Annotated in this window: 27 protein-coding genes and 2 tRNA genes; 16 read left to right on the top strand and 13 right to left on the bottom strand. The window is 39.0% G+C overall.

What is annotated here, in order from left to right:
- Positions 1-69 precede the first annotated feature (69 nt).
- The 6 genes from ABLB98_RS09190 to ABLB98_RS09165 all read right to left on the bottom strand — a co-directional run bounded on the left by ABLB98_RS09190 (position 70) and on the right by ABLB98_RS09165 (position 5574).
- Positions 70-993, bottom strand: a complete 924-nt coding sequence (locus ABLB98_RS09190) for a CysB family HTH-type transcriptional regulator (RefSeq protein ID WP_004959761.1) — start codon at positions 991-993, stop codon at positions 70-72.
- Between the two features lie 65 nt (positions 994-1058).
- Complete coding sequence (locus tag ABLB98_RS09185) at positions 1059-2129, bottom strand: sulfate/molybdate ABC transporter ATP-binding protein (RefSeq protein WP_005161170.1); 1071 nt, start codon at positions 2127-2129, stop codon at positions 1059-1061.
- 11 nt (positions 2130-2140) lie between these two features.
- Positions 2141-3025 carry a sulfate ABC transporter permease subunit CysW gene (gene cysW, locus ABLB98_RS09180; RefSeq protein ID WP_050041906.1) on the bottom strand — a complete coding sequence of 295 codons (885 nt, stop codon included), beginning with the start codon at positions 3023-3025 and terminating at the stop codon, positions 2141-2143.
- Entirely contained in the window at positions 3022-3855 is an 834-nt protein-coding gene (gene cysT / locus ABLB98_RS09175; protein ID WP_005161162.1) for a sulfate ABC transporter permease subunit CysT, read from the bottom strand. The genes cysW and cysT overlap by 4 nt, the downstream gene beginning before the upstream one ends.
- 77 nt (positions 3856-3932) lie before the next feature.
- Positions 3933-4535, bottom strand: a complete 603-nt coding sequence (locus tag ABLB98_RS09170; RefSeq protein WP_348882091.1) for an alpha/beta hydrolase — start codon at positions 4533-4535, stop codon at positions 3933-3935.
- A gap of 31 nt (positions 4536-4566) precedes the next feature.
- Positions 4567-5574, bottom strand: coding sequence for a sulfate ABC transporter substrate-binding protein (locus ABLB98_RS09165; protein WP_348882090.1), 1008 nt, complete (start codon positions 5572-5574; stop codon positions 4567-4569).
- Between the two features lie 403 nt (positions 5575-5977).
- Between ABLB98_RS09165 and pabC the strand changes: the two genes are divergently transcribed.
- Genes pabC through tmk form a run of 3 tightly spaced genes read left to right on the top strand, consistent with a single transcriptional unit; the run spans position 5978 to position 8470 of the window.
- A complete protein-coding gene (pabC, locus tag ABLB98_RS09160) occupies positions 5978-6790 on the top strand; it encodes an aminodeoxychorismate lyase (RefSeq protein WP_348882089.1) in 813 nt (270 codons plus the stop codon).
- A gap of 1 nt (position 6791) precedes the next feature.
- A complete protein-coding gene (mltG, locus tag ABLB98_RS09155) occupies positions 6792-7862 on the top strand; it encodes an endolytic transglycosylase MltG (RefSeq protein WP_348882088.1) in 1071 nt (356 codons plus the stop codon).
- 8 nt (positions 7863-7870) lie between these two features.
- On the top strand, positions 7871-8470 hold the full coding sequence (tmk, locus tag ABLB98_RS09150) for a dTMP kinase (RefSeq protein ID WP_348882086.1): 600 nt from the start codon (positions 7871-7873) through the stop codon (positions 8468-8470).
- 258 nt (positions 8471-8728) lie between these two features.
- Here tmk and nadB read toward each other — a convergent pair whose 3' ends face one another.
- Complete coding sequence (nadB, locus tag ABLB98_RS09145) at positions 8729-10366, bottom strand: L-aspartate oxidase (protein WP_348882293.1); 1638 nt, start codon at positions 10364-10366, stop codon at positions 8729-8731.
- Positions 10367-10738: 372 nt separating this feature from the next.
- On the opposite strand from nadB, the gene ABLB98_RS09140 reads away from it, so the two are divergent.
- The 11 genes from ABLB98_RS09140 (at position 10739) to ABLB98_RS09090 (ending at position 20061) form a co-directional block, all read left to right on the top strand.
- Complete coding sequence (locus tag ABLB98_RS09140) at positions 10739-12115, top strand: Do family serine endopeptidase (protein WP_348882085.1); 1377 nt, start codon at positions 10739-10741, stop codon at positions 12113-12115.
- 114 nt (positions 12116-12229) lie between these two features.
- The gene (locus ABLB98_RS09135; RefSeq protein ID WP_087536432.1) at positions 12230-12679 is read left to right on the top strand and encodes a thioesterase family protein; all 450 of its coding nucleotides are present in this window, start codon (positions 12230-12232) and stop codon (positions 12677-12679) included.
- 157 nt (positions 12680-12836) lie between these two features.
- A complete protein-coding gene (gene lepA, locus ABLB98_RS09130; protein WP_087536433.1) occupies positions 12837-14654 on the top strand; it encodes a translation elongation factor 4 in 1818 nt (605 codons plus the stop codon).
- 70 nt (positions 14655-14724) lie between these two features.
- Entirely contained in the window at positions 14725-15588 is an 864-nt protein-coding gene (gene lepB, locus ABLB98_RS09125) for a signal peptidase I (RefSeq protein ID WP_249570071.1), read from the top strand.
- 24 nt (positions 15589-15612) lie between these two features.
- Complete coding sequence (locus tag ABLB98_RS09120) at positions 15613-15990, top strand: DUF4845 domain-containing protein (protein ID WP_087536434.1); 378 nt, start codon at positions 15613-15615, stop codon at positions 15988-15990.
- Positions 15959-16654: a ribonuclease III gene (gene rnc, locus ABLB98_RS09115; protein ID WP_249569875.1), complete on the top strand. Its 696-nt coding sequence runs from the start codon at positions 15959-15961 to the stop codon at positions 16652-16654. Before ABLB98_RS09120 ends, rnc begins: the two co-directional genes overlap by 32 nt.
- A gap of 4 nt (positions 16655-16658) precedes the next feature.
- The gene (era, locus tag ABLB98_RS09110) at positions 16659-17684 is read left to right on the top strand and encodes a GTPase Era (RefSeq protein WP_004682646.1); all 1026 of its coding nucleotides are present in this window, start codon (positions 16659-16661) and stop codon (positions 17682-17684) included.
- Between the two features lie 26 nt (positions 17685-17710).
- Positions 17711-17908 (top strand): NF038104 family lipoprotein, encoded by a 198-nt coding sequence (locus tag ABLB98_RS09105; RefSeq protein ID WP_348882084.1) that lies wholly within the window; start codon positions 17711-17713, stop codon positions 17906-17908.
- A gap of 9 nt (positions 17909-17917) precedes the next feature.
- A complete protein-coding gene (locus ABLB98_RS09100; protein WP_348882083.1) occupies positions 17918-18625 on the top strand; it encodes a DNA repair protein RecO C-terminal domain-containing protein in 708 nt (235 codons plus the stop codon).
- Positions 18626-18680: 55 nt separating this feature from the next.
- Positions 18681-19409, top strand: coding sequence for a pyridoxine 5'-phosphate synthase (gene pdxJ / locus ABLB98_RS09095; protein WP_348882081.1), 729 nt, complete (start codon positions 18681-18683; stop codon positions 19407-19409).
- A gap of 4 nt (positions 19410-19413) precedes the next feature.
- Positions 19414-20061 (top strand): tRNA-(ms[2]io[6]A)-hydroxylase, encoded by a 648-nt coding sequence (locus tag ABLB98_RS09090; protein WP_324512920.1) that lies wholly within the window; start codon positions 19414-19416, stop codon positions 20059-20061.
- A gap of 45 nt (positions 20062-20106) precedes the next feature.
- Here ABLB98_RS09090 and ABLB98_RS09085 read toward each other — a convergent pair whose 3' ends face one another.
- From ABLB98_RS09085 to ABLB98_RS09070, 4 genes are all read right to left on the bottom strand, one after another.
- The gene (locus ABLB98_RS09085; protein ID WP_348882080.1) at positions 20107-20661 is read right to left on the bottom strand and encodes a redoxin domain-containing protein; all 555 of its coding nucleotides are present in this window, start codon (positions 20659-20661) and stop codon (positions 20107-20109) included.
- Positions 20662-20747: 86 nt separating this feature from the next.
- Positions 20748-20823 (bottom strand) — tRNA-Asn (locus ABLB98_RS09080).
- Positions 20824-20911: 88 nt separating this feature from the next.
- Positions 20912-21220, bottom strand: a complete 309-nt coding sequence (locus ABLB98_RS09075) for a hypothetical protein (RefSeq protein WP_249569887.1) — start codon at positions 21218-21220, stop codon at positions 20912-20914.
- A 174-nt stretch (positions 21221-21394) separates the two neighbouring features.
- Positions 21395-21470 (bottom strand) — tRNA-Asn (locus ABLB98_RS09070).
- 153 nt (positions 21471-21623) lie between these two features.
- Here ABLB98_RS09070 and ABLB98_RS09065 point away from each other — a divergent pair.
- Complete coding sequence (locus ABLB98_RS09065; protein ID WP_369028937.1) at positions 21624-22652, top strand: transposase; 1029 nt, start codon at positions 21624-21626, stop codon at positions 22650-22652.
- A gap of 70 nt (positions 22653-22722) precedes the next feature.
- Here the strand turns inward: ABLB98_RS09065 and ABLB98_RS09060 are convergent, their stop codons facing one another.
- Together ABLB98_RS09060 and ABLB98_RS09055 are read right to left on the bottom strand one after the other, a co-directional pair.
- On the bottom strand, positions 22723-23349 hold the full coding sequence (locus ABLB98_RS09060; protein ID WP_004676923.1) for a superoxide dismutase: 627 nt from the start codon (positions 23347-23349) through the stop codon (positions 22723-22725).
- Between the two features lie 144 nt (positions 23350-23493).
- On the bottom strand, positions 23494-24252 hold the full coding sequence (locus ABLB98_RS09055; protein WP_348883720.1) for a Nif3-like dinuclear metal center hexameric protein: 759 nt from the start codon (positions 24250-24252) through the stop codon (positions 23494-23496).
- Positions 24253-24447: 195 nt separating this feature from the next.
- On the opposite strand from ABLB98_RS09055, the gene ABLB98_RS09050 reads away from it, so the two are divergent.
- Complete coding sequence (locus ABLB98_RS09050) at positions 24448-25632, top strand: trypsin-like peptidase domain-containing protein (RefSeq protein ID WP_256414593.1); 1185 nt, start codon at positions 24448-24450, stop codon at positions 25630-25632.
- The last annotated feature ends 120 nt before the right edge of the window (positions 25633-25752 follow it).

The raw sequence follows: 25752 nt of genomic DNA, 5'->3' as shown, positions 1-25752 counted from the left end.
GTTTTTTATGCTCAGATTTTAGGTCAAAATAAATGGCTAATAGTAGTAAAGCTATTCATTTTGTTTGATTTATTCTTCGGGATAAGCCACTTTTTTAAGTTCTTTGATGTTTGTTTTTGGGGAACATAAAGAAATAAATTCATAACCATAGCCACGTAAAAGATGTCCTTTACGCACAGCAATCCAAGTTGTATTCACTCCAAAAACATCAGTTTTTAATTGTTCTAAGCGATAATCTTTGTCTGTGTCATAAGCGACATCATTGACAATACCCACCCCCATATTGAGTTCAACATAGGTTTTAATGACGTCGGCATCTAAGGCGGACATCACGATATCGGCATGTATATGAGCATCTTCAAATGCCTTATCGATTTTAGAGCGTCCAGTAAAGCCGCCATGATATGTAATCAATGGATATTCGGCCAAGACATCTAAACTAATTTTATCTAATTTAGTCAACGGGTGGTCTTTAGGTGTAATGATACTATGATGCCATTCGTAATAAGGTACGCTAGCTAAGTTCTCTTCCGTCGTCAAAGATTCAGTTGCGATACCAATATCTGCTTCACCTTGGAGTAGCATTTCTGCGATTTCAACAGGACTCGCTTGTTGTAAAACCAAATGTACTTTTGGGAATAATTTTTTAAACTGATTCACAATCGGTGGAAGAACATACCGTGCTTGGGTATGCGTTGTTGCAATCGTTAATGTCCCCTCATCAACTTTATTAAAATCATCTGCGAGACGTTTAATATTGTCAGCATCAACTAACATACGCTCCACAATGCTTAATAACGATTGACCTGGTTCAGTCAAACCAAGTAAACGTTTACCTTTACGTACAAAGAGTTGTACACCTAATTCATCTTCTAAATCTTTAATGTGCTTACTGACACCAGATTGGGAGGTATAAAGTGCCGCAGAAGCTTCAGTTAAATTAAAGTTTTGGCGAACAGTTTCTCGAATAATTCTGAGTTGTTGAAAGTTCATAATAATTTTTCCACATAAAAGATGAGGAACGATCAAATTTATTTAATCGCCCTCAAGATATTATTCTAAGCAACTTGAGTCGTTTGGTCTGCAAATAAATGAAGTTGAGCTGCACTAATCCAGACGGTTTGATTCGGTCTAAATTGATGTAAATTTGCTTCTTCTACACTAAGTAAAATCTCAATGGTACGTCCACTGCGATCTTGTAACTCCGCAATCACTTTGCCCGCAATCCAGACTTCACGTATAAACGTTGCCTCAATCGTATTCGCTTGGGGACGGGTATGAATATGTAATTCATTTGGTCGTGCAAATGCAATCACTTTTCCTTGTGGTGCTTCTAATGAGGTTGGTAGTTGGATGCGATCATCACCAATGCGAATGATACCGCTAGTATGTTCGCCTTCAAAACGATTTGCTTGACCTAAGAAATCAAAAACAAAGGGGGTTGCTGGTTTTTCATAAACTTCACGAGGTGAACCAATTTGTTCAACATCACCTTTATTCATGACAATAATTTGGTCTGCGACTTCCAAAGCCTCTTCTTGGTCATGTGTAACAAAAATAGATGTGATATGTAGTTCATCATGTAAGGTTCGTAACCAACGGCGTAATTCTTTACGAACTTTGGCATCTAGTGCGCCAAAAGGCTCATCAAGTAATAAAACACGTGGTTCTACGGCAAGGGCACGTGCTAGTGCAATACGTTGACGTTGTCCACCTGAAAGTTGAGCAGGGTAACGATCAGCTAAGAAACCCAGTTGAACCAAATCTAATAAGCGCGTGACACGTTTTTTAATTTCGGCTTCTGATGGACGAGTTGCACGTGGGCGAACGCGTAAACCAAAAGCAATATTATCAAACACAGTCATATGGCGGAATAAGGCATAGTGCTGAAATACAAAACCGACTTGACGTTCACGAACATGGATATTGGTGGCATCTTCGCCTTCAAGTAAAACTTGACCATGATCAGCAGATTCTAAACCCGCGATGATGCGTAATAATGTTGTTTTTCCACAGCCTGAAGGACCAAGCAAAGCGACTAATTCACCTTCAGGAAAGTCTAAAGAGATATTTTTGAGTGCATGGAATGCACCGAAGTGTTTTTCAATATTTTTAACTTGAATACTCATGTGTTTATTCCTTAGTGATTCGGTTGATGTTCATTTGCTTGGTCTTGGCGTATTTCTAACCAAGTTTTCAAGATCAATGTGATAATCGCTAAAAATGCCAGTAACGAAGACACAGCAAATGCAGCACTAAAGGTATATTCGTTATAAAGAATCTCGACGTGTAACGGCAGGGTATTGGTTTCACCGCGGATGTGTCCTGAAACCACAGACACCGCACCAAATTCTCCCATTGCACGGGCATTACACAGAATCACACCGTAAATCAAACCCCATTTAATATTTGGTAGGGTCACTTTCCAAAAGGTTTGCCAACCTGAAGCACCGAGTACAATCGCAGCTTCTTCTTCTTCGGTCCCTTGTGCTTCCATGAGTGGAATTAATTCACGAGCAACAAAAGGAACTGTAATAAAAATTGTGGCTAAAACAATGGCAGGTACGGCATACAGGATTTTAATATCGTGATCCATTAACCAACCGCCAACCCAACCTTGTGAACCAAAAATCAGAACCAACATTAAACCTGCAATGACAGGGGAGACTGAAAATGGCATATCAATAATGGTGGTCAAGATGGCTTTGCCACGGAACTGGAATTTAGCCACTGCCCATGCGGCGGCTACCCCAAACACCACATTAATTGGTACAGCAATCGCTGCTGTCAGTAAGGTTAGTTTGACTGCCGATAGTGTGTCAGAATCAGTTAAGGCATTGATGTAAACTGAAAGACCTTGTTTAAATGCTTCAACAAAAACCAAAATGAGCGGTAGTATCAAGCAACTTAAGAAGAAAATCAGTGCAATACTAATTAATGTATAACGGACCCATGTTGGTTCACGGGTTGAATCACGAGATTGCAACTTTATGGCTAAAGCATTGCTATTGGTATTTAAACTCATTGCGCAGTTCTCCCTGTACGACGGCTTGCCCATGCTTGAACTAAATTAATTAAAAATAAGATGGCAAATGAGAGAACGAGCATAACTACAGCGATCGTTGTTGCGCCTGCATAATCATATTCTTCTAAACGAGAGATGATCATGAGGGGAGCAATCTCTGTTTTATACGGTTGATTGCCTGCAATAAAGATGACGGAGCCATATTCACCAACACCGCGGGCAAATGCCAAAGCAAAGCCTGTTAATAGTGCAGGGAATAGGATGGGTAAAATGATTTTAGTAATGGTTTGCCAGCGATTTGCACCCAGTGCAGAAGCTGCTTCTTCAAGTTCAGTTTCAATATCGCTGAGAACTGGTTGTACTGTTCGAACAACAAAGGGTAATCCAATAAAAATCAATGCAAGGGTAATACCAATTGGGGTATATGCAACTTGAATCCCTAAGGGTTCTAAATGTTGACCAATCCAACCTGTTGGTGCGTATAAAGAAGTGAGAGCAATCCCTGCAACAGCTGTTGGTAGGGCAAAAGGTAAATCGACTAATGCATCGACAATTCTTTTACCTGGAAAACTATAGCGAACTAAGCACCATGCCAATAATAATCCAAAAATCACATTCACTAGCGCAGCAATCAATGCCGCACTGAAACTAAGTTGCAGTGACTTTAGGATTCGTTCTGAAGTTAAGATTTCCCATAAACCATCCCATCCGATTCCTAAAGATCGGATAAATACAGCTGATAAAGGAATAAGTACGATAAAAGATACATAAGCGAGGGTGAAGCCCAAAGACAGACCAAACCCAGGCAGCACTCGGGAACGCTGCGACATGATATTTCCTCAAAGAGAAATATTTGCTAAAACCAGCAAATAAATAACACTAAAACCAAAAATACTGAGAGCGGAATCTAGGCAAATTTCAAATTAAAATTTGCCTGACTCATTCGAGTTACAGGTTGCAGTTTTTTTTCAGGCAACATGTAATTAAGGATGTCTGGAAAAGGGCCAAATCCAGATGCCACATTGATGTGACCTACTTGCCCCAAATTGATGGGTGTCAGTTTCCACGCTTGTGCCAGTTGTAAAGCATCGAAATAGCCTAACCAAGGATCATTTTCACTAATCAATAAGGTGGTTGGCACATCAATATTGAGCTGATGAAAATATTGTTTATAGTCAGTCAAACTGTGACGAGCAAAGCCAGCTTCGCCAAAACGTGCAGGATTGGCAGGTGCAACCAAAACTAAGTTCTTTACTTTTTCGCTTAATTCTGGATGTTCTGCAAGTGCAGCAACACTGGTTAAACAGCCAAAGCTATGCGCAACGATTTGTATGGGTGCTTTAACAGCTGCAACGGTTTTGACAAATTGGGCAACCCATTCGTTTAAGACGGGTCGGTCCCAATGTTTCTGTTGAACGCGAGAGCTAGACACGAGTTGTTGTTGTAACCAAGATTGCCAATGTTGAGCTTCGCTACCACCAACACCAGGAACAATTACGGTATGAATCATGTCCGCTCTCCTTATTTACCTAATTAGTAAATTATTTTGTGGTGCTGTTGATCTTGACGATTTGATCGAAAATACCGCCATTATCAAAATGAGTTTTTTGTACTTTTGTCCAACCACCAAACTCTTTATCGATCGTGACAAGCTTCAGAGGTTTAAAAGTGGCGTTATATTTCTTTAAAACAGCTGCATTGCGAGGACGATAGAAGTTACGTGCTGCAATTTCCTGACCCGCTGGAGAATATAAGTAGTTCAAATAGCCACGAGCGATTTGTGAATTACCTTTTTTCTCAGCATTTTTTTCTACAACCGCCACTGGAGGCTCAGCCAAAATTGAAAGTGACGGTGTAACAATCTCAAATTTACCCGGTTGTTCACGTACTGCTAGGAATGCTTCATTTTCCCAAGCCAGTAAAACATCACCGATGCCGCGTTCAGCAAATGTAGTGGTTGCGCCACGTGCACCTGAATCAAGTACTTTGGTTTGTTTGTAAATTTGGCGAACAAATTCTTGTGCCTTAGCATCGTTACCACCTTTTTGGTGTTTTGCCCATGCCCAAGCACCTAAATAGTTCCAACGTGCGCCACCTGATGTTTTTGGATTTGGTGTAATAATTTCTACACCTGGTTTAACCAGATCACCCCAATCTTTAATTTGTTTTGGGTTGCCTTTACGTACAAGGAAAACAATCGTTGAGGTGTAAGGCGTGGAGTTATTTGGTAGTTTCTTCTGCCAATCAGCTGGAAGTAATTTTGCATTTTCAGCGATTTCATCAATATCCGCAGCAAGTGCTAGTGTTACGACATCAGCATTTAGACCATCAATAACGGCACGTGCTTGTTTGCCTGAACCACCGTGAGATTGCTTAAACTCAATATCCTGTCCTGTACGCTGTTTCCAGAATGCACCGAATTGCTTATTAAAATCTGTATATAGCTCACGAGTTGGGTCATAAGACACATTTAAAAATTCTTGTGCCGCAAATGAAGAAACTGAAAGTAATGCGGCAATAACACCGACTTTAACTTGAGAAAAACGCATAAAAACCCCTTAAATCGATCTGTTATCAGCAGACCTTCAATCATTGTTTGGAATATGGATGCAGCATAGCGCCAGTTTTTTTGCAAAAAAAATAATTAAAATCGAATTTGATATGAATAAAAAAGAAATATAAAAAAGAGATAACTTATGCTGAATTTCTGATAATTGTTTTGTATATAGCTATAAAACAAAATGTTGAATTTGATTCATATTGAATGTTTATTTAAAAATGAGTTTCGGTAGATTAAGCCTGAATATATTTAGAGAGTCCGTGCTAATTCGAGTTGTTAATAAACGATTGGATTCTAGATCATGATGAATGAGGCGTGGATTGTGTACATGCTTTTGCCAAACTTAGGTTTCAGGGTATGATGACGATGTGTTGGAGACTGAATTTTTGATCATGCAGTGTTATAAAAATGGACAATTGATTGATTCGATTCCGTTGTTAGATCGAGCCTTTCATTATGGAGATGGTTGCTTTACCACTGCGCGAATTTTTCAAGATACGTTTGAACTAAAACAATTACACTTTGCTCGTTTGGCATTGGCTTGCCAAAGATTAAGTCTTGATGTGGATTTATCGGTCGTAGATAGAACCTTAGCACAACTACAACAACAGCATTTTACCTTGAATGGCACTTTAAAAATTGTGATTAGTCGAGGTGAGGGAGATCGAGGATATAGCTTACCTTTACATGCTGCTGATGTTTATGTTTGGTATTACCCTAAAGTCATGCAAGTTTTTCAACCAGAGTGGATTGAGAGTGGAGTACTCAATCATGCTCTAGGTTTGAATATGCCGCATTTAGTGGGTTTAAAAACATTAAACCGTTTAGAACAAGTGTTATTAAAGCAGGAAGCTGACCATCAGGGGTGGCTTGAAGCATTGGTAACTGATGTACAAGGTTATATTGTAGAAGGGGTGAGCAGTAATTGTTTTATTCGTATAAATGACCGATGGATTACACCAGAACTTCGTTATAATGGCGTTCACGGCGTCATGCGAGCCAAGATTCTATCTCGTATGAAGCAACAGAATATTGAATGTGGACAAGGTTGTGTAGAAATTAATGATATTGAACGTATTCAAAGTCTATTTTTCTGCAACGCTTTACATCCGATGAAAGCAGTTATTCGATTTAATGGTCGGGCTTTTGAGCAGCAACCCTACCTTGATTTATTTGAAACATTGAAACTTAGCCAGATTGATTAATATGCCAAAGCCACCAACAACCCCAGCCAAAACAAAGAAAAAACCAAAAGCTCAACCGAAGTCTAAGTTTCCTATCAAAGCCTTATTGATTGTAATCGTTGTCTTTCTTTTGCTCGTACTCGGTGTGCTTTGGGTAAGTTTATTTAAGAACTATCCAGTCGAAGGGAAAAAGCAGGTTCTAGTCATTTCTTCGGGAGATACTTACTCAAAATTTATTGATCATCTAGCCAAAGAAAATAAAGTTAATTTCCCTATTATTTTAAAGATTTATCAAAAATTTATGATTCATGACAGTTTGAAAGCTGGTGTGTATGAAATCAATAAAGGGATGAGTGTTCGTCAAGTACTTGATATGCTATCTGATGCTGAAAATGCACAAATGAATCGTATTTTGGTGATTGAAGGGACAACTTTTAAACAATTGCTACAGAATTTAAAGAAAGATCCGAATGTTAGTAAGACTATTTTAGATCTACCGCAAGACCAATTATTAAAAGCTTTAGATATTCCTTATTCACACCCTGAAGGTTTATTTGCACCAGATACTTATTTCTTTGCCAAGGGCGAAACAGATAAGAAAATTTTAACGGATTTATATCGCCGTCAAATGAAATCCTTAGATGAAGCTTGGGCAAAAAAAGCACCGAACTTACCCTATAACGATAAATATCAAGCTTTAATCATGGCTTCGATTATTGAAAAAGAAACCAATTTAGATAGTGAACTGGAGCAAGTTTCAGGTGTATTTGTACGTCGTTTAAAAATCGGTATGCGTCTACAAACTGATCCAACCGTAATTTATGGTATGGGGGATAATTATAAGGGTAATATCACTCGCAATGATTTACGGACAGCAACGCCTTATAATACATACACGATCAATGGTTTGCCGCCAACTCCGATTGCATTGCCAAGTAAAAAAGCGATTGAAGCAGCAATGCATCCAGACGATGCTAAAAATATTTACTTTGTTGCCACAGGTAATGGTGGGCATAAATTTACAGCTTCCTTAGAAGATCATAATCGTGCAGTTCAAGAATATTTAACTGCGTTACGTGCAAAGCAAAAGTAGGATGAATGATGTTTATTAGTTTTGAAGGTACGGAAGGTGTAGGTAAGACGACACTCATCCGTAAAATTCATCAGTACTTTGAACAGCAAGGTAAAGAAGTCGTTTTGACGCGTGAACCAGGTGGAACGCCGTTAGCTGAACAGATTCGCTCTTTATTATTAGCGGTGAATCACGAAGAGCAAATGAGTCATGATACTGAGTTGTTATTGATTTATGCAGCACGTGCGCAACATTTACAACAAGTCATTATCCCTGCTTTAAATGCAGGTAAGATCGTTTTAAGTGATCGTTTTACTGATGCCAGTTTTGCATATCAATGTTCTGGACGTGGTTTAAGTCAGGAAAAGTTGCAATTATTAAATCAAACTTTTGTGGCGAAAATGCCGAATATTACCTTTTGGTTGGATGCGCCGATTGAATTGGGCATGACCCGTGCGAGAGAGCGTGGTGCACTGGATCGTTTTGAGCAAGAGAAGTTGAGTTTCTTTGCTAAAGTACGTGCAGGTTATGAGACCTTGTGGCAAGCAGAGCCTGAACGGATGAAGCGTTTAGATGCAACGCAGAATGCGGATGTGGTGTTTGAAGAAGCATTGCAATATTTAAAATAGGCTCTTTAAGTAATAATAAGTTCGAAAAATAGCCTGCTTTTTAGTATTTGAATTCAAGTTGTTATTTAAGATCGAGAACGGCGGCATGGATGCCGCCAGTGGGGCAGGGGTAACAAGGATTTACCCTCTACCCAACAAGGGATTTTGATTACTTTGATCCTTCGAAGTAATCTATTGCCTATACAAATAATATTTAATTATTTTGGCTATATGAGGCAGTGCCAATTAAAAAAATAATAGATGAATAAATTAAAAGTGCTATTCATTCACCAACGGCTGCTCCACCTTAAAATTCGGTGGTGTTAACACCGTCTTGCGAATCTCATTGGAGAGTTCAGGGTAATCCAGTGTGTAATGCAAACCACGTGATTCCTTACGTTCCATCGCGCAACGTACAATCATTTCGGAAACTAAAACGAGATTACGCAATTCGATTAAGTTTTTGCTGACACGATAATCTTGATAATATTCATTGATTTCACGTTTCAGCATTTCGATGCGGTGTAAGGCACGTTGCAAACGTTTAGTGGTGCGGACAATACCCACATAGTTCCACATGGTTGAACGCAATTCATCCCAGTTTTGTAAGATCACAACATCTTCATCGGCATCAGTCACTTGGGATTCATCCCAAGACGGTACATCTGGAAATTCAAAGCTAATATTATGTTTGCTTTGAATATCTTCCGCTGCACTCATGCCATAAACGAAACATTCAAGCAGTGAGTTACTTGCCATACGGTTAGCGCCATGTAAACCAGTATATGAAGTTTCGCCAATCGCATATAAACCATCTAAGTCAGTTTGGCTATGCTCATCTACAACGACACCACCACAGGTATAATGCGCTGCTGGAACAACAGGAATCATATCTTTGGTAATATCAATCCCAAGTTCGAGCAAGCGTGCGTAAAGTGTAGGGAAGTGCTCAGTGATAAATTCAGGTGATTTATGTGTGATATCTAACCAAACATGACGAATACCTAAACGTTTGATTTCATAATCAATCGCACGTGCAACAATATCGCGTGGCGCAAGTTCAGCACGTTCGTCAAGACGCAACATAAAACGTTCACCATCAGGTAAACGTAAATAAGCACCTTCACCACGCATGGCTTCAGTAATAAGGAAAGAACGCGCTTTCGGGTGATATAAACACGTTGGATGGAATTGGTTAAATTCCATATTGGCAACACGACAACCAGCTCGATAAGCCATCGCGATACCATCACCTGTTGCAATGTCGGGGTTAGAGGTATAGAGATAAGCTTTCATTGCACCACCACAGGCCAAAGCTGTGAAAGGGGCTAAGAATGTATGAACTTGTTCTGTTTTTTCATTTAATGCATATAAACCAATCGCACGATTTTTTTTGTCTTGATGACCAAGCTTGTGTAGTGTGATGAGGTCAATCGCAATATAATTTTCAAAAATTGTAATATTTTTACGTTCTTTAGCACGTTCAACAAGCGTGGTCGAAATTGCCTTACCTGTTGCATCAGCAGAATGAATGATACGGCGTTGTGAATGACCACCTTCACGAGTGAGGTGTAATTGCTCATCATCATCTAAAGTGAATTGAACACCTTGCTTCAATAAGAAATCAACAGAAGGCTTGCCACCTTCGACTGTATGTTTCACGGCGTCCAACTCACAAAGATGTCCGCCTGCAATCATAGTGTCATTAATATGTTGTTGAATTGAATCAGTCTCGTCTAAGACCGCAGCAACACCACCTTGAGCATAAAAAGTACTGGCTTCTGTGAGCTCAGCTTTTGCTAAAATGGCAATGTTGTAATGACTCGGTAAAGAGAGTGCAAGACTTAAACCTGCACCGCCACTGCCCACAATTATCACGTCAAAATGGTGAATTGTTTTTAAATCAGGCATGTCGATCTGCTTCAGTTTTAAACGTTCACTAATGACAACGCTTTTTAACAAAAAAGGCAAGTGCCAATCTGCCTAGAATTGAACGATTTTTTAGCGAATGTAAACAATTTTCACTGATATGAATTGTCAATCACCTTAAAGTCTAATAAGGATAATGATTCAATACATCATTTTAATCTAATATTAAGCTGCCCACGATAAAAAGTTAATAAGCTTATAAATCATGGAGACTTTCTCCATAATTTATTCACATTTCAATATGCTACATCGTTGTATGCATTGAAAATATCAACATATTTTTACGAAGATTACAGTTGGGTTATGATACAAACATAATCTTAATATTCTATAGATCATTAGTACGTAGGTTCTCACTTCATGAAAAGTCGCTATTTACAACAAGGAATGTATGCTGCGGTATTTACGGTTGCTGCAGTACAGGTTAATGCTGCTTCACCAGTAGATTTTTCAAACCTCGTTGAGCAGGTGAGTCCTGCAGTTGTCAGTGTCAATGTTGTAAAAAAGATGACTCAGGAAGAGTTGTTGCAGCAACAAGTACCTGAAATTTTACGACGTTTTTTTGGTAATCAAGTCATTATACCTCAGCAACAAGGGCCACAAGAAAAAACTGCATACGGTAGTGCGTTTTTTATTAGTAAAGATGGTTATCTCGTTACAAACCACCATGTGGTTGAAAATGCGTCTCGTATCAGTATTACTTTAAACGATCGACGTGAACTTGATGCAACTTTGGTGGGGAGTGATGAGCGCACTGATGTTGCTGTGCTTAAAGTAAATGGTGCAAATTTCCCAGAATTAAAAATTGGTAACGTAAACCAGTTAAAAGTTGGTGAGCCTGTTTTAGCAATTGGTTCACCTTTTGGCTTTGACTATTCTGCTTCAGCAGGGATTGTGAGTGCTAAATCTCGAAATATGAGTGGTGAAACGTCAGTTCCATTCATTCAAACAGATGCTGCATTAAACCCTGGTAACTCTGGTGGTCCGTTATTTAACCAACATGGTGAGGTGGTTGGTGTTAACTCGCGTATCTTTAGTGGTACTGGCGGTTATATGGGCTTGTCATTCTCTATTCCTATTGATGTCGCGATGGATGTAGTTCAACAGCTTAAAACCAATGGTAAAGTAACTCGTTCATACCTTGGCGTGATGTTGCAAGATATTGATCGTAACCTTGCAGAAGCATACAAATTACCAAAACCAGAAGGCTCGTTGATTAATCAAGTTACACCGAAGTCACCGGCTGAAAAAGCAGGTTTAAAGTCTGGGGATGTGATTTTAAAAATTAATGGTTCTTCTATTTCCCGTACTAGCGATTTGTTAAATGTATTAAATCGCGTAGCACCTAGTCAGACTGTTCAATTAGAAGTATTACGTGACGATAAAGTCCGGACTATTTCAGCAACTTTAGGTACTGCACCAGACGATACGCCAGCCGCTGAGGATAAAAATAATCCAACCAGTGGTCTTGGAATGAGCATTCGTAATTTAACGCCTGAAGAGCAAGCAAAATTGGATGTCCGTGGTGGGATATTGGTGCAGGATGTTAAACGCGGTAGCTTAGCATCATTGTCAAACATTGTTGCAGGTGATGTTATCCTTCAGGTGAATGGTACACCTATTTTAAATAGTCAAATGTTTGTAAAAACAATGACGGCTCTACCAAAAAATAGTGTTGCTCGAGTAGCTATTATTCGCCAAGGTCAGCGTGCAATTTTAGGTTTACGTTTGCCTTAAGCTATAGTTAGTTTTTTTAAACCACCCTGAAATAGGGTGGTTTTTATTTTGTAATGTATAAGTGTTTAGATTAGTGTATGCGACTGAGCTTGGATTGACGAAATAAGTAGGTTTATGAGTACTATTTTTGATTTGAGAATAACTGTACAACCTGAACATATTGATGTTTTAGGTCATGTCAATAACGTCATGTATATTCAGTGGATGCAAGATGTCGCAGCAGCGCATATTGAAAAATTAGGTTTAGGTCTAGCTCAATATTTAGAACTCAAACATGCAATGGTGGCGGTAGAGCATCATGTTCAATATCGGAAAGCAGCACTTGAAGGTGAAGAAATCATCTTACGGACATGGTTAGATGATATTAATGCGCTCTATTCCTTTCGTCAGTACGCATTTTACCGTCCAAAGGATCAAAGTGTTTTATTCGTAGGGAATACCAAATGGGCGTGTATTGAAATTACAACAGGTCGTCCAAAGCGTATGTCACCGAGTTTTACTCATGCCTACCAACCGATTGGGTTGGATTTAAATCCGATGGATTTTTCAACTTTATATGAGTAAATCGAAGGACTGGAAGCACCATCTAGAGGCTTTGATGGGGTAATTATTTTGAATACTTTGAAATGCTGTTCTGCTATAATCCCCAACAATTTTGTTAAACCGCTTTGGCTCATGACTTGTTATAAGTTTCGAGCATTCTATTTTGTTAAGGTAACCCATGGCGCAAGCTAAAAAATCCGTAGATATCAAAAATATACGTAATTTCTCGATTATTGCTCACATTGACCATGGTAAATCAACCTTGGCAGATCGATTCATTCAAATGTGTGGTGGTTTACAAGATCGCGAGATGCAAGCTCAAGTATTAGACTCTATGGAGCTTGAACGTGAGCGTGGGATTACTATTAAAGCTGCATCGGTAACCTTGTATTACACGCATCCAAATGGTCAAGAGTATCAATTGAACTTTATTGATACACCAGGGCACGTCGACTTTTCTTATGAAGTGTCACGCTCTTTGGCAGCATGTGAAGGTGCGCTTTTAGTCGTCGATGCTGCGCAAGGTGTCGAAGCACAATCTGTAGCGAACTGTTATACAGCGATCGAGCAAGGGTTAGAAGTTTTACCCATCTTAAATAAGATTGATTTACCTCAAGCTGAACCTGAGCGTGTCATTCACGAAATTGAAGAAATTATCGGAATTGAAGCGACAGATGCGCCAACCTGTTCAGCAAAAACGGGTTTAGGGGTTGAAGGTGTTTTAGAGCGCCTAGTTGATGTGATTCCTGCACCAGAAGGTGATCGTGATGCACCTTTACAAGCATTAATTATCGACTCATGGTTTGATAACTATTTAGGAGTTGTTTCTCTCGTTCGAATCAAACAAGGTCGTATCCGCAAGGGCGACAAAATGTTGGTGAAATCAACGGGGCAAACTCATCCAGTTACATCTGTTGGCGTATTCAATCCTAAACATACTGAAACAGATATTCTCGAAGCGGGTGAAGTTGGCTTCGTGATCGCTGGTATTAAAGATATTTTTGGTGCGCCTGTGGGCGATACAATTACTTTGTCGAACACACCAGATGTTGCTATTTTACCAGGTTTTAAAAAGGTTAAACCACAGGTCTATGCGGGTCTTTTCCCAATTGATGCTAGTGACTTTGAACCATTCCGTGAAGCGCTACAAAAATTACAAATTAATGACTCAGCGCTGTTCTTTGAACCAGAAAGTTCAGATGCTTTAGGTTTTGGTTTCCGTTGTGGCTTCCTAGGCATGCTTCATATGGAAATTGTACAAGAGCGTTTAGAGCGTGAATACGATCTTGATCTAATCAGTTCTGCGCCGACAGTAATTTATGAAGCATTGACTAAAAAAGGCGATATTATTTATATCGACAGCCCATCAAAAATGCCTGATGGTTCAACAGTTGAAGATTTGCGTGAGCCGATCGCAGAGTGTCATATTCTTGTGCCACAAGAATATTTAGGTAATGTCATGACCTTGTGTATTGAACGTCGCGGTGTTCAAAAAGATATGAAATTCTTAGGTAATCAAGTTTCAATCACTTTTGAAATTCCTATGGCAGAAGTGGTCATGGATTTCTTTGATAAGTTGAAATCTTGTTCACGTGGTTTTGCATCTTTAGATTACAACTTCGTGCGTTTTGAGAGTTCAGCTTTAGTTAAGGTTGACGTGTTAATTAATAGCGAAAAGGTGGATGCTCTGGCAATGATTTGCCACCGTCAAGATGCGCGTCATCGCGGTATTGCGTTGGTTGAGAAGATGAAAGATTTGATTCCACGCCAAATGTATGATGTTGCAATTCAAGCGGCAATTGGTGCACAAATCATTGCACGCTCTACCGTAAAAGCCATGCGTAAGAATGTATTGGCAAAATGTTATGGTGGTGACGTTTCACGTAAGAAGAAACTTCTTGCGAAACAAAAGGAAGGTAAGAAGCGTATGAAACAAGTAGGAAGTGTTGAAATTCCTCAAGAAGCGTTCTTAGCCGTATTGAAAGTGGATAGATAAAGAAAAGATGAGCGAGGTGGTTTTTCGAACCTCGCTACAAGACGAGCAGCTGTGCTGTGAGAGAGGGCGTGTGGATTTTGATTTTAATTTGATTCTGGTACCAGTTACACTAATTTTTTTTCTAGTGTGGCTACTCGATAAATTTGTACTAAAACAACGTGCAAATAAAGGGCGTGATCAGGAAAATTTTGTTATAACGTGGGCATATGATTTTTGGCCCGTGTTAGCAGTAGTCTTAATCCTTCGTTCTTTCTTATATGAACCATTTAATATCCCATCTGATTCTATGGTGCCTACCTTAGAAACAGGTGATTTTATTTTAGTAAATAAATTTGATTATGGTGTGCGCTTACCGATTGTAAATGCAAAAGTAATTGATGTAGGCGAGCCAAAACGTGGTGAAGTGATCGTATTTCGTTATCCACCACAACCAACCATTAGCTATATTAAGCGTGTGGTGGGTTTGCCAGGCGACCATATTCAGTTTAAGGCTGGCCAATTAACTATTAATGGGAAGCAAATTGCTAAAGTCGCAACTGAATTTAAACGTGATAAAGATCAATTAGAAACTCCTACAGTTTATTACTTTAAAGAAACATTAGGTGAACACCAGCATTTAATTCGTTATTTAGATGGTCGTAATCCTTTAGCAGAACAATTTCAATTTGCAAAGTTACGTGGAGCTGACGCACTCGTTCCATTTGTTGCCAAAGAAAATAATGTTTTTATTCAAAGTAATGGGCAGGATTGGGAAGTAACTGTGCCGAAAGGACAGTATTTTGCAATGGGTGATAATAGAGATCAAAGTGCAGACAGTCGTTTTTGGGGATTTGTCCCTGAAGCGAATTTGACTGGTCGCGCTTTTTATATTTGGATGCATAAAGAACCTGGTTTTAACCTGCCAAGTTTCAATCGCAATGGTAAGATTAACTAATAAAAATACATAGGAAGTATGCAGATGCGTAAATCTCAACAAGGGGCATCCTATATCGCGATATTATTCGGAATTATTTTCTTTGCGATATTTGTAAAGGCGGCAGTTGCAATATGGCCTGCCTATTGGGATGACAAAATTATTGATACTCAAATTGAAGGATTATTAAAAGATAGTCCTAAAAATATTACACCAAGTAAATTTTATACTCAGATGGATCAACGTTTAGAGATGAATAATATTCGTGATATACATTTCAAGGATATTGCTGAAGTTACTTACAAAGATGATTTAGTTGTAATGAAAAAGTATGAAGTGCGTAAGCCTTTCGTATTGAATATTAGTTTAGTTATGAATTTTGAGAAGACTTTTGACCAAAAATCTGCAAACCAAACTCAATGATACACGGCTGCAAGGTCGAATAGGTTACCAGTTTAAACAGTTTGAATTGTTAAAACTGGCTTTGACCCATCGCTCGGTCAGTCATAAACATAATTATGAACGCCTAGAATTTCTAGGCGATGCATTATTAGGAATGATCGTTGCAAATTATTTGTACAATACCTATCCGTTGGAAAATGAAGGCCGTTTAACGCGAATGCGTGCGACTTTGGTTCGACAGGAAGCATTAGGAAAAATCGCAAATGATTTGCAACTCAGTCGGTCATTAATTTTAAGCACAGGCGAGTTAAAATCAGGTGGACACCACCGAGAGTCAATTCTGGCTGATACGGTTGAAGCCATTATTGGTGCTATTTATTTAGACAGTAATGATCTCAACTTGCTCGAACGCATTGTGTTAAAATGGTATGAACCATATCTTGATCATATCGAACCGACCGATCAGCTGAAAGACCCTAAATCACGTTTGCAAGAGTATTTACAAGCACGTAAAAAACCTCTCCCAGTTTACGAGGTTGTAGATATTCAGGGTGATGCACCGAATCAACATTTCAAAGTGGAATGTGATGTAGCGGGATTGCCAAAAATTATAGGCGAGGGCTCAAGTCGTCGTTTTGCCGAACAAACGGCAGCGGCAGAGATTTTAAAATTATTGGAGCAATAACCTGATGTCTCATTCAGAAGAAAATAAGCCAGAAGCAACTGAACAGCAAGATGGCAATAATGTAGTTGATCAATTTTTTAGTTCTCAAGGAACGACCATTCCTTCGGATTTTAAAAGCGGTTTTGTGGCTATTGTTGGGCGTCCAAACGTGGGCAAGTCAACTTTGATGAACCATATCTTGGGTCAAAAACTATCTATTACTTCACGTAAGCCACAAACCACACGCCATAAGATTGTGGGTATTGACTCGCGTGAGAAATCACAGGCTGTATTCGTAGATACGCCTGGGATGCATAAGAAAGAAGTACGTGCGATCAATAAGATGATGAACCGTGCTGCACATTCTGCATTGCGTGATGTGAATCTGGTTTTATTTGTGGTTGATGCACAAAAGTGGACGCAAAACGATGAATTGGTTTTGGAAAAGCTTAAAAATGCCGATATGCCAGTGATCCTCGTGATCAATAAGCTGGATACATTTGAAAATAAAAATGAGGCTTTACCGCTGATTCGAGAGCGTGCCAAGCTCATGAATTTTGCTGAAATTGTTCCGGTTTCAGCATTGCGTGGTGCAAATCTAGACCATTTGCGTGACACGATTGAAAAATATCTGCCGTATCAACCACCATTGTATTCATTAGATCAAATTACTGATCGTTCTGAGCGTTTCCTTGCGAGTGAGATCATTCGTGAGAAAATTATGCGTCAGTTAGGTGAAGAGCTGCCATATGATTTAACGGTTCAAATTGAATCATTTAAAACTGAAGAAGCAGCCGTAAATGAAAAAACAGGTCGTTTAAAGCCGCCATGTACGTATATTGATGCAACCATTTTTGTAGAACGCCAAGGGCAAAAAGCAATTGTGATTGGTGATAAAGGTGCGAAGCTGAAAAGCATCGGCATGGATGCACGTACAGATATGGAAAAAATGTTTGAACAGAAAATCATGCTAACGCTTTGGGTGAAAGTCAAAGGTGGTTGGTCTGATGATGAGCGTGCACTCAAAAGTTTGGGTTATAGCGATATTTAATCGCATTTAAGATAACGGAAACAGGTATGAAAACAACAATTCATATACTCGCGATTGTGACATGTGTATTCATGTTGCAAGGCTGTATTCACAAGGTTGTGACTGTACCTGTTAAAGTTGCTTATAAGACCACTAAAGGTGTTGTTAAAGGAACTGCTGCAGTTGTTGGCGCAGTGATTCCCGATGGCGATGATGAAGAAAAGGATGAGAAAAAGAAGGACTAGTCTCGTACTATGATGCGCAATGAAGTCCTACATGGTTATTTGATTCATCATCGTAAATATCGTGAAAAAAGCCATATTGTGCATTTATTTACACAAGAATATGGTCGGGTGGATGGGATTCTAAGACAGACCCCACCGCCACAATATCAGCCAATTCGTCTGCAAGCCACAGGTAAATCTGAACTAAAAAACTTCACAAAACTGGAAATTCTGAATCAACCTGTATTCTTTCATGGTGATGCATTTTTTGCTGGTTTTTATTTAAATGAAATTCTATTGCGACTATGTCCTTTAGAAGAGATGATGCCACAAACATTTGAACAATATCAGTTGATTTTAGTGCTGTTACAGCAATTGGCCACACACGAACAAGCTGCTGTATTTCTTCGGCAGATTTTGCGTCAATTTGAGCATGTACTATTGGTGGAACTTGGCTACGCCATTGATTTCTCAACAGATGCGAGTCAACAAGACATTCAGGTCAACCAGCATTATCAATTTCAACTCAATGATGGCTTTCTGCCAGTTTCACAAGCCTCGCGTTCAACACTTGATGGTACACTGATTACATCCATGCAAAGTTATGAAGATGGGCAGGATTTTTCTCACGAACAATTGCAATTATTGGGTAAACTATACCGTCAAATGATTAGCGCCTTGTTGGGTGATCGACCGCTGAAAAGCCGTCAACTTTGGATTCAAAGTACACAAACTTGATATTCCTGATGTATTGAAAATAATGATTCAGGACTAAACCGATAGGATATTTTTTATGGCTGCAATCTTAGGTGTAAACATTGATCATGTTGCGACATTAAGACAAGCACGTGGTACAACTTACCCTGATCCAGTTCAGGCTGCTTTGTTGTGTGAACAGGCTGGTGCTGAGGGGATTACTTTACATTTGCGTGAAGATCGCCGTCATATACAAGATGATGATGTACGTCGTATGCGTCCATTATTAAAAACACGTATGAATTTGGAATTGGCGGTAACTGATGAAATGGTTGCGTTTGCCAAAGAGATTCAACCCCAGCATGTGTGTTTCGTGCCTGAACGCCGTCAGGAAGTGACCACCGAAGGTGGATTGGACGTGATTGGGCATTTTGAAAAAGTGAAGGCGGCAACTGAAGCACTGAAAGCGATTGGTAGTGATGTGTCTTTGTTTATCGATGCAGATTTTGCACAAATTGACGCAGCTGTCGCATGTGGTGCACCAACCATTGAAATCCATACGGGTGCTTATGCTGATGCCGAGACAGATGAGCAGCAACAAGCTGAATTATTTCGTATTATCAAAGGTGCTGAGTATGCAGCAGCTAAAGGTTTGGTTGTGAATGCCGGGCATGGTTTGAATTTAGATAATGTGGCAGCAATTGCAGCAATTCCACAAATTTATGAACTCAACATTGGTCATTCGATTATTGCCGATAGTGTATTCGTTGGTTTGACTCAAGCAGTAACAGATATGAAAGCAGCGATTCAGGCTGCTGCGAGATAAGTTGATGAGTAGTGTAAATTATGATGAGTTAATGCAACCTGTCATTGCATTTTTAGGTTGTACCACTCCTCAGGCGTGGCTGGATGAAGCGGTTAATAACCTCGACATCCTGATGCAAGACCATGCCAACTGTGAGAAAAAAGCGGCAAGTACAGCAATGAACCTGATGTTCCGCTATAGCTTTTTTACCGACTTACAAGTGAAATTGGCACAACTGGTACGTGAAGAAATGCTGCATTATGAGCAGGTTCTGGAATTCATGACTAAACGTGGTCAGGAGTGGAAAGGATTGAGTGCTGGGCGTTATGCTGGTGGATTGCGTAAAGAAATCCGTACTTATGAACCTGAAGCATTGATTGATGTGATGATTATTGGCGCATTTGTCGAAGCACGCTCGTGTGAGCGCTTCTATGCGCTGGCACCTGTTGTAGACGATGAACTTGGACGTTACTATCGTTACTTACTTAAATCGGAATCTCGTCATTTTGAGGATTATCTGGCACTGGCATTGGATGTTGCAAAAACTGCCAAACTTAAAGATCCAGAAGAAAATATTCAGCAGCGGATTGAACATATCCGTGAAGTGGAAAAGAATCTAATTTTAACGCCAGATGATACGTTCCGTTTCCATAGCGGTGTGCCTAGTCGCTAAACACACCATTTTTGCATAAATCAATTAAACACGAGGTGTTGTAGACTACTTAAGGTTCTGATCAGCATTTAAAAATTTATAAATATTTTCAAATGGAATGTGGTCGCTAGCATCAGAACCGTAATATGTTTCAATAATATAACCTTGCTCATCAATTAAAAAATCTGCTGGCATAATATCACTTGGATTTTGTAGATTCTTTTTTAAACCCTCAGCCCCAATTATTTTGATGCCTAAAACCCATGAGACGAAATGTCGAAAAACGCTATAAGCAGAGCGTGCCATTGATCGTTCAATACCATAAGCTTTATAGGCGATATTTTCAGGATCGGCGACGATCGTAAAAGGGCGAGGGCGTTTTCTTACAAATTCATTGACTTCTTCATGTGTTGATGAAAAAAATGCAATGATTTCTAAGCCTTCATCCGAAAGTTTTTTATAATGTTGTGTTAATTGGAAAATTCTAAAATTACAAAAAGGACAGTTTGTATCACGAAAAAATGCAAGTAAAGTGCGTTTACCTGAGTCTAGTCGAACTACTTTGCCATGGCTATCTATAAGTTGAAATTTTGGTGCAGTTTCTGGCGATATAAGACGCATTATGATAAGACCATATATTTTTAAAGGTATGCATTGTACTTAATATAAAAAAAGCCCCGATTATTGATCAGGGCTTTTGAGAATTTTGGCTCTCCCACCTGGGCTCGAACCAGGGACCTGCGGATTAACAGTCCGTCGCTCTACCGACTGAGCTATGGGAGAATCTGGAGTGAATTTTAGGGGGCAAGACGTTTATAGTCAAGTAAAATCAGTGTAAATAATAAACTGTTAAGTGCTTAAAATCGCTATATTAACGTGCAACCTGATTGCATTGGGCTAATTGGGACGAATGCGCTGTCCAGCTTGCTCCCACTGAATTTTTATAATAGCTAATTTTGCCAATACGCAAAACCAGATTTTGACAGGAGTCCAGAGACAGGTCATTGCCCCAGGGCCCAGACATGCTACAAACTTTACCATTACACTTCCAGACCACATTTGGCCCATTTTCAATAGGGACAGTCACAGTACCCTTATAAGTCGAGCCTGCATACCATGTTGTTTGTGCAGCCATGACTGGACTGCATAAGAATAACAAACTGAGAAGTAGTTTCTTCATTATGGTTTTCCTTAATATGACCATCGTTTTTTATTATAGGGTTGAAAAGGGCGCAGGGCTAAAACATATACGCGATGCAACATAAAAAATACATAGGGTTACAAGAAGGATGACAATAAATTAAAGCATTTACAATAAAAAAACCCTGATCAGATCAGGGTTTTTTTAGAATCTTGGCTCTCCAACCTGGGCTCGAACCAGGGACCTGCGGATTAACAGTCCGTCGCTCTACCGACTGAGCTATTGGAGAATCTGATGCGCATTTTAGGGATGAATTTCAGATGCGTCAATAAGAATAATAAATAAAATGAATCGTTTGCTTGATAAATATGCTTTTTAATTTTTAATAGGACTTACGCATTGACAGATTCAAAAAAGTATTAAAATGCTTTATAAAGTATCTGTGATCAGACGAATTAAACATGCTTCTACAGCAACTTGTACTCTACCCATTTATATGGGTTTTCTCATGACAGAACCGAACTCTATTAGCTGCACACAACTTGCCGAGACTTATAATATCTCGTATGATAGTGTAAATCGCTTTCTAGAGCGTGAAGACTACACACCTCACGACCTATATCAAGAAGCAATTCAACATATTGATAATAATAAACTTATAGTCAGTATTGATGATACTGTTTTAGATAAACCATATAGTCAACATATGGACTTAGTTAGCTATTTTTGGTCAGGCAAACACCACCGATCCGTCAAGGGTATTAATCTCATTACTTTGTATGCGACAGATCAAAATGGTCAAAATATTCCAATTAATTTCCGAATTTATGACAAATCTGAAAGTAAAACCAAGAATGATTACTTTATGGATATGTTAAGTGAAGTACTCAGTTGGGGTGCAAAGATTCAATTTATTACAGGTGATAGTTGGTATTCATCGACTGGAAATTTAAAAACCATAAGAAAATATGGTATTCGATTTATGTTTGGTATCGACTGTAACCGTAAGGTTTCCCCAGAAAAAGGACAATGGTTTCAACTGCGTTTATTGCCAGATTTCCATCAGGGTCAAGTAGTCTGGCTCAAAGATTTTGGCTTTGTACAATTATTTAAGACTCAGTTAAAAGAACAGCAGAGGTTTTATATTGTGCATCAAGATGAAGATGATTTATTGTCCTTTGAGGGTTTTCATGAATTACATTCAAGTCATTGGAAAATAGAGCAATATCACCGGGTGATTAAACAGGTTTGTCATATTGAAAAGTTTCAAGTAAGACGATCTAAACTGATTTTGAATCATATTTTTTCAGCCTTGATGGCCTACGTTGAGATACAAAAGAACCAGTTTGAGCGGATCTTTGAAAATATATATCGTTGGCAGAAGAAATTATTTAGACCAATGATCAAAAACTTCATTGATGACTTTATTCTCGATAAAAATCATCTGCTACCACAGAGAATCTATAAATAATAGTGCGTAAGTCCTATTTAATTATAAAAAAACTGCCCGAAGTGGGCAGTTTTTATTCAAGAAATAAAAATTATTTCTCAACACCTGCTGGTTGACCAGCAAGTTTTGCATTTGCATAGTCCCAGTTCACTAGGCTTTCTAGGAAAGTTGCGATGTATTTTGGACGTAAGTTACGGAAGTCGATGTAGTAAGCATGTTCCCAAACGTCGATTGTTAATACTGCGATTTGACCGTGAGCAAGTGGAGTATCTGCATTTGAAGTTTTAGTAATTGATAATTTGCCATTGATTTCGTCAGCAACTAACCAAGCCCAACCTGAACCGAATTGAGTCGTTGCAGCAGCAGTGAATTCTTCTGCAAATTTTTCATAGCTACCAAAAGCTTCTTCGATTTTAGCTGCGATTGCGCCAGTTGGTTTACCACCACCGTTTGGCTTCATGCTGTTCCAGTAGAATGTGTGGTTCCATACTTGTGCAGCATTGTTAAAGATACCGGCTTTAGAAGCGTCACCAGCAGATGCTTTGATGATTTCTTCTAAAGTTTTACCTTCAAGGTCAGTGCCTTTGATTAGGTTGTTTAAGTTAACAACATAAGTATTGTGATGTTTATCGTGATGGTATTCTAAAGTTTCGCGAGTAATGTGCGGAGCTAAGTCATCATAGCCATATGGAAGTGCAGGTAAAGTAATGGTTGTCATGTTCCAATCCTTGCAATTGCTGGGTTTTAAGTTAAGTGGCTCTATTGTAAATGATTCCAAACATAATAGGGCAGTCTTTTAAAGAACGATATACAATAAAGGTTCAATTAAAAACGATAAATAAAATCGGATTCGTCAATTCTATTAAATTGGATTATTTAGTTCAAAATAGATCGTTTCTACAGCAAACTGATTTGTAATTGCTTGAGCAAGACGTTGTACGCCATATCGTTCAGTTGCATGATGACCACAGGCAAAATAATGAACCCCTAATTCTTTAGCTTCATAAAAAGTACGCTCACTGACTTCGCCAGAAATATAAGCATCACAATCTTTTTCTGCTGCTTTATTAATAAAATCTTGAGCGCCGCCTGTGCAAAATCCTACTTTTTGGATTTGAGTTTTCTCGCTCGGCAAATGAATCACATTAAAATCAAAAATAGCCTGTAAATTTGTTTTCAATTGCTCTGGGCTTAATGGACTTTCCAAATAACCTATATTTCCAATCGGATGCTTTTCGAATGGATATAAAGCTTCTAGTTTTTGTAAACCGATTAAATCTGCAATTGCGGCATTATTGCCAAGTGTGGGATGTGAGTCTAAAGGCAAATGGTAGGCGATCAAAGAGATGTTGTTCTGAATTAATTTTTTGATTCGATTACCACGCATCCCTGTAATAGGGTAGGCTTCACCTTTCCAAAAGTAACCATGATGGACAAGTAAGGCATCTGCTTCCTGCGCAATAGCTGCATTAATTGCATCTTCTGAGGCTGTAACAGCACAGACTATTTTATTTACATCAGGCGTGCCTTCAATTTGTAAGCCATTGGGTGCGTAATCTTTAAACTCACTAACTTTTAAAGTTTGATTACACCATTGCACAATATCATGCAAATTTGCCATGCGATTCCTCAACTGAATGACATTTATAGATTCAGCTTAATAAAAGCATATTTTTAAATGTAACTAAAGCTAGACAAAACTTTTTTAACTTTTACATTGCTTTAAATCAATTTACTTTACAATATCTGAAAGTTGTTGTTCTTCTTCAATAAATAAACTTGTCCATAATATAATTTTGCCTAGAGGATAATAAACGTGCGCCGTGCATTTACATGGTTACCTTGGGTTTTACTCGTTGTTGTTATATTTAGTTTTCTGGCTTGGCAGAAATCACATCAGCCGAAACCAACAGTCGCTGCTGATGGCGTCAAAATGCCTGCTGAAAAGGTTGAACCTCTGATTGATACAACTCGAACAGGTGGTGTTGTTTCGTATAGTGCTGCCGTAAAAGTTGCTGCGCCTGCTGTGGTGAATATCTTTACCACTCAGAAAGTGAAACAGATGAATCATCCTTTATTGAATGATCCTGTATTTCGTGAGTTTTTTGGTAATCAAGCCCCTCAACAGCCTCAAAATGAAAATAGTTTAGGTTCAGGTGTTATCGTTCGTGCAGACGGTTATATTCTAACGAATAATCATGTGATAGCTCAGGCAGAGCATATTGTGGTGGCATTGCATGATGGTCGTCGTGCTGAAGCGAAAGTCATTGGTACAGATCCTGATACTGATTTAGCTGTGATTAAAATTGAGTTAGACAAGCTTCCTGTCCTACCGTTTAAACTCAGTGGCAATGAAGTTGGCGATGTTGTACTTGCAATCGGTAATCCATTTGGCGTGGGACAAACAGTTACGCAAGGGATTATTTCGGCGACAGGTCGTTCAGATTTAGGTATCAATACCTATGAAGACTTTATTCAAACTGATGCGGCGATCAATCCAGGTAATTCAGGTGGTGCATTAATTGACGTTGCGGGGAATTTAATCGGCGTAAATACTGCGATTTTCTCTCAATCAGGCGGTTCGTTAGGGATTGGTTTTGCAATTCCAGCGAAAATTTGTCAGCAAGTATTAAATTCAATTTTGAAAGATGGTCGTGTTGTTCGTGGTTGGTTAGGTATTAGCTTAATTCCTAATACCATGGATGAGGACGTATTGGCTGCGAAACCTGTTGGAGTCGTTGTTGCTGATGTCTTGCGTGATGGTCCAGCAGATGCTGCAGGTGTAAAACGCGGCGATAAAATTATTCAAGTCAATAATGAGCAAATTACTTCAGCTTCACATTTAATCAACTATGTTGCATTGCAAGCACCACAAAGTGTGATTGATGTGGTGGTTGAACGCGATGGTAAGCAACAGAGCATGCAAGTTAAAGTTGGAGAGAGAAAAACCCAACAAAACGCTCAGTCGCAATATATCCCATTGCCTAAGCCTCAAGACTAATATGATCTTATGTTTTAATTTGAATATGAAAGGCTACTGAGGTAGCCTTTTTATTTATGAAAAGAAAAAAGCTTGCTGATAAAGGTCGATCAGCAAGCTTTTTGCAAATTTTGGAGTTTT

Source organism: Acinetobacter yuyunsongii (assembly GCF_041021915.1).
GTDB lineage: Bacteria > Pseudomonadota > Gammaproteobacteria > Pseudomonadales > Moraxellaceae > Acinetobacter.
Note: the sequence above shows the minus strand (reverse complement) of the source record. Positions and strands in the feature narration are given on the sequence as shown.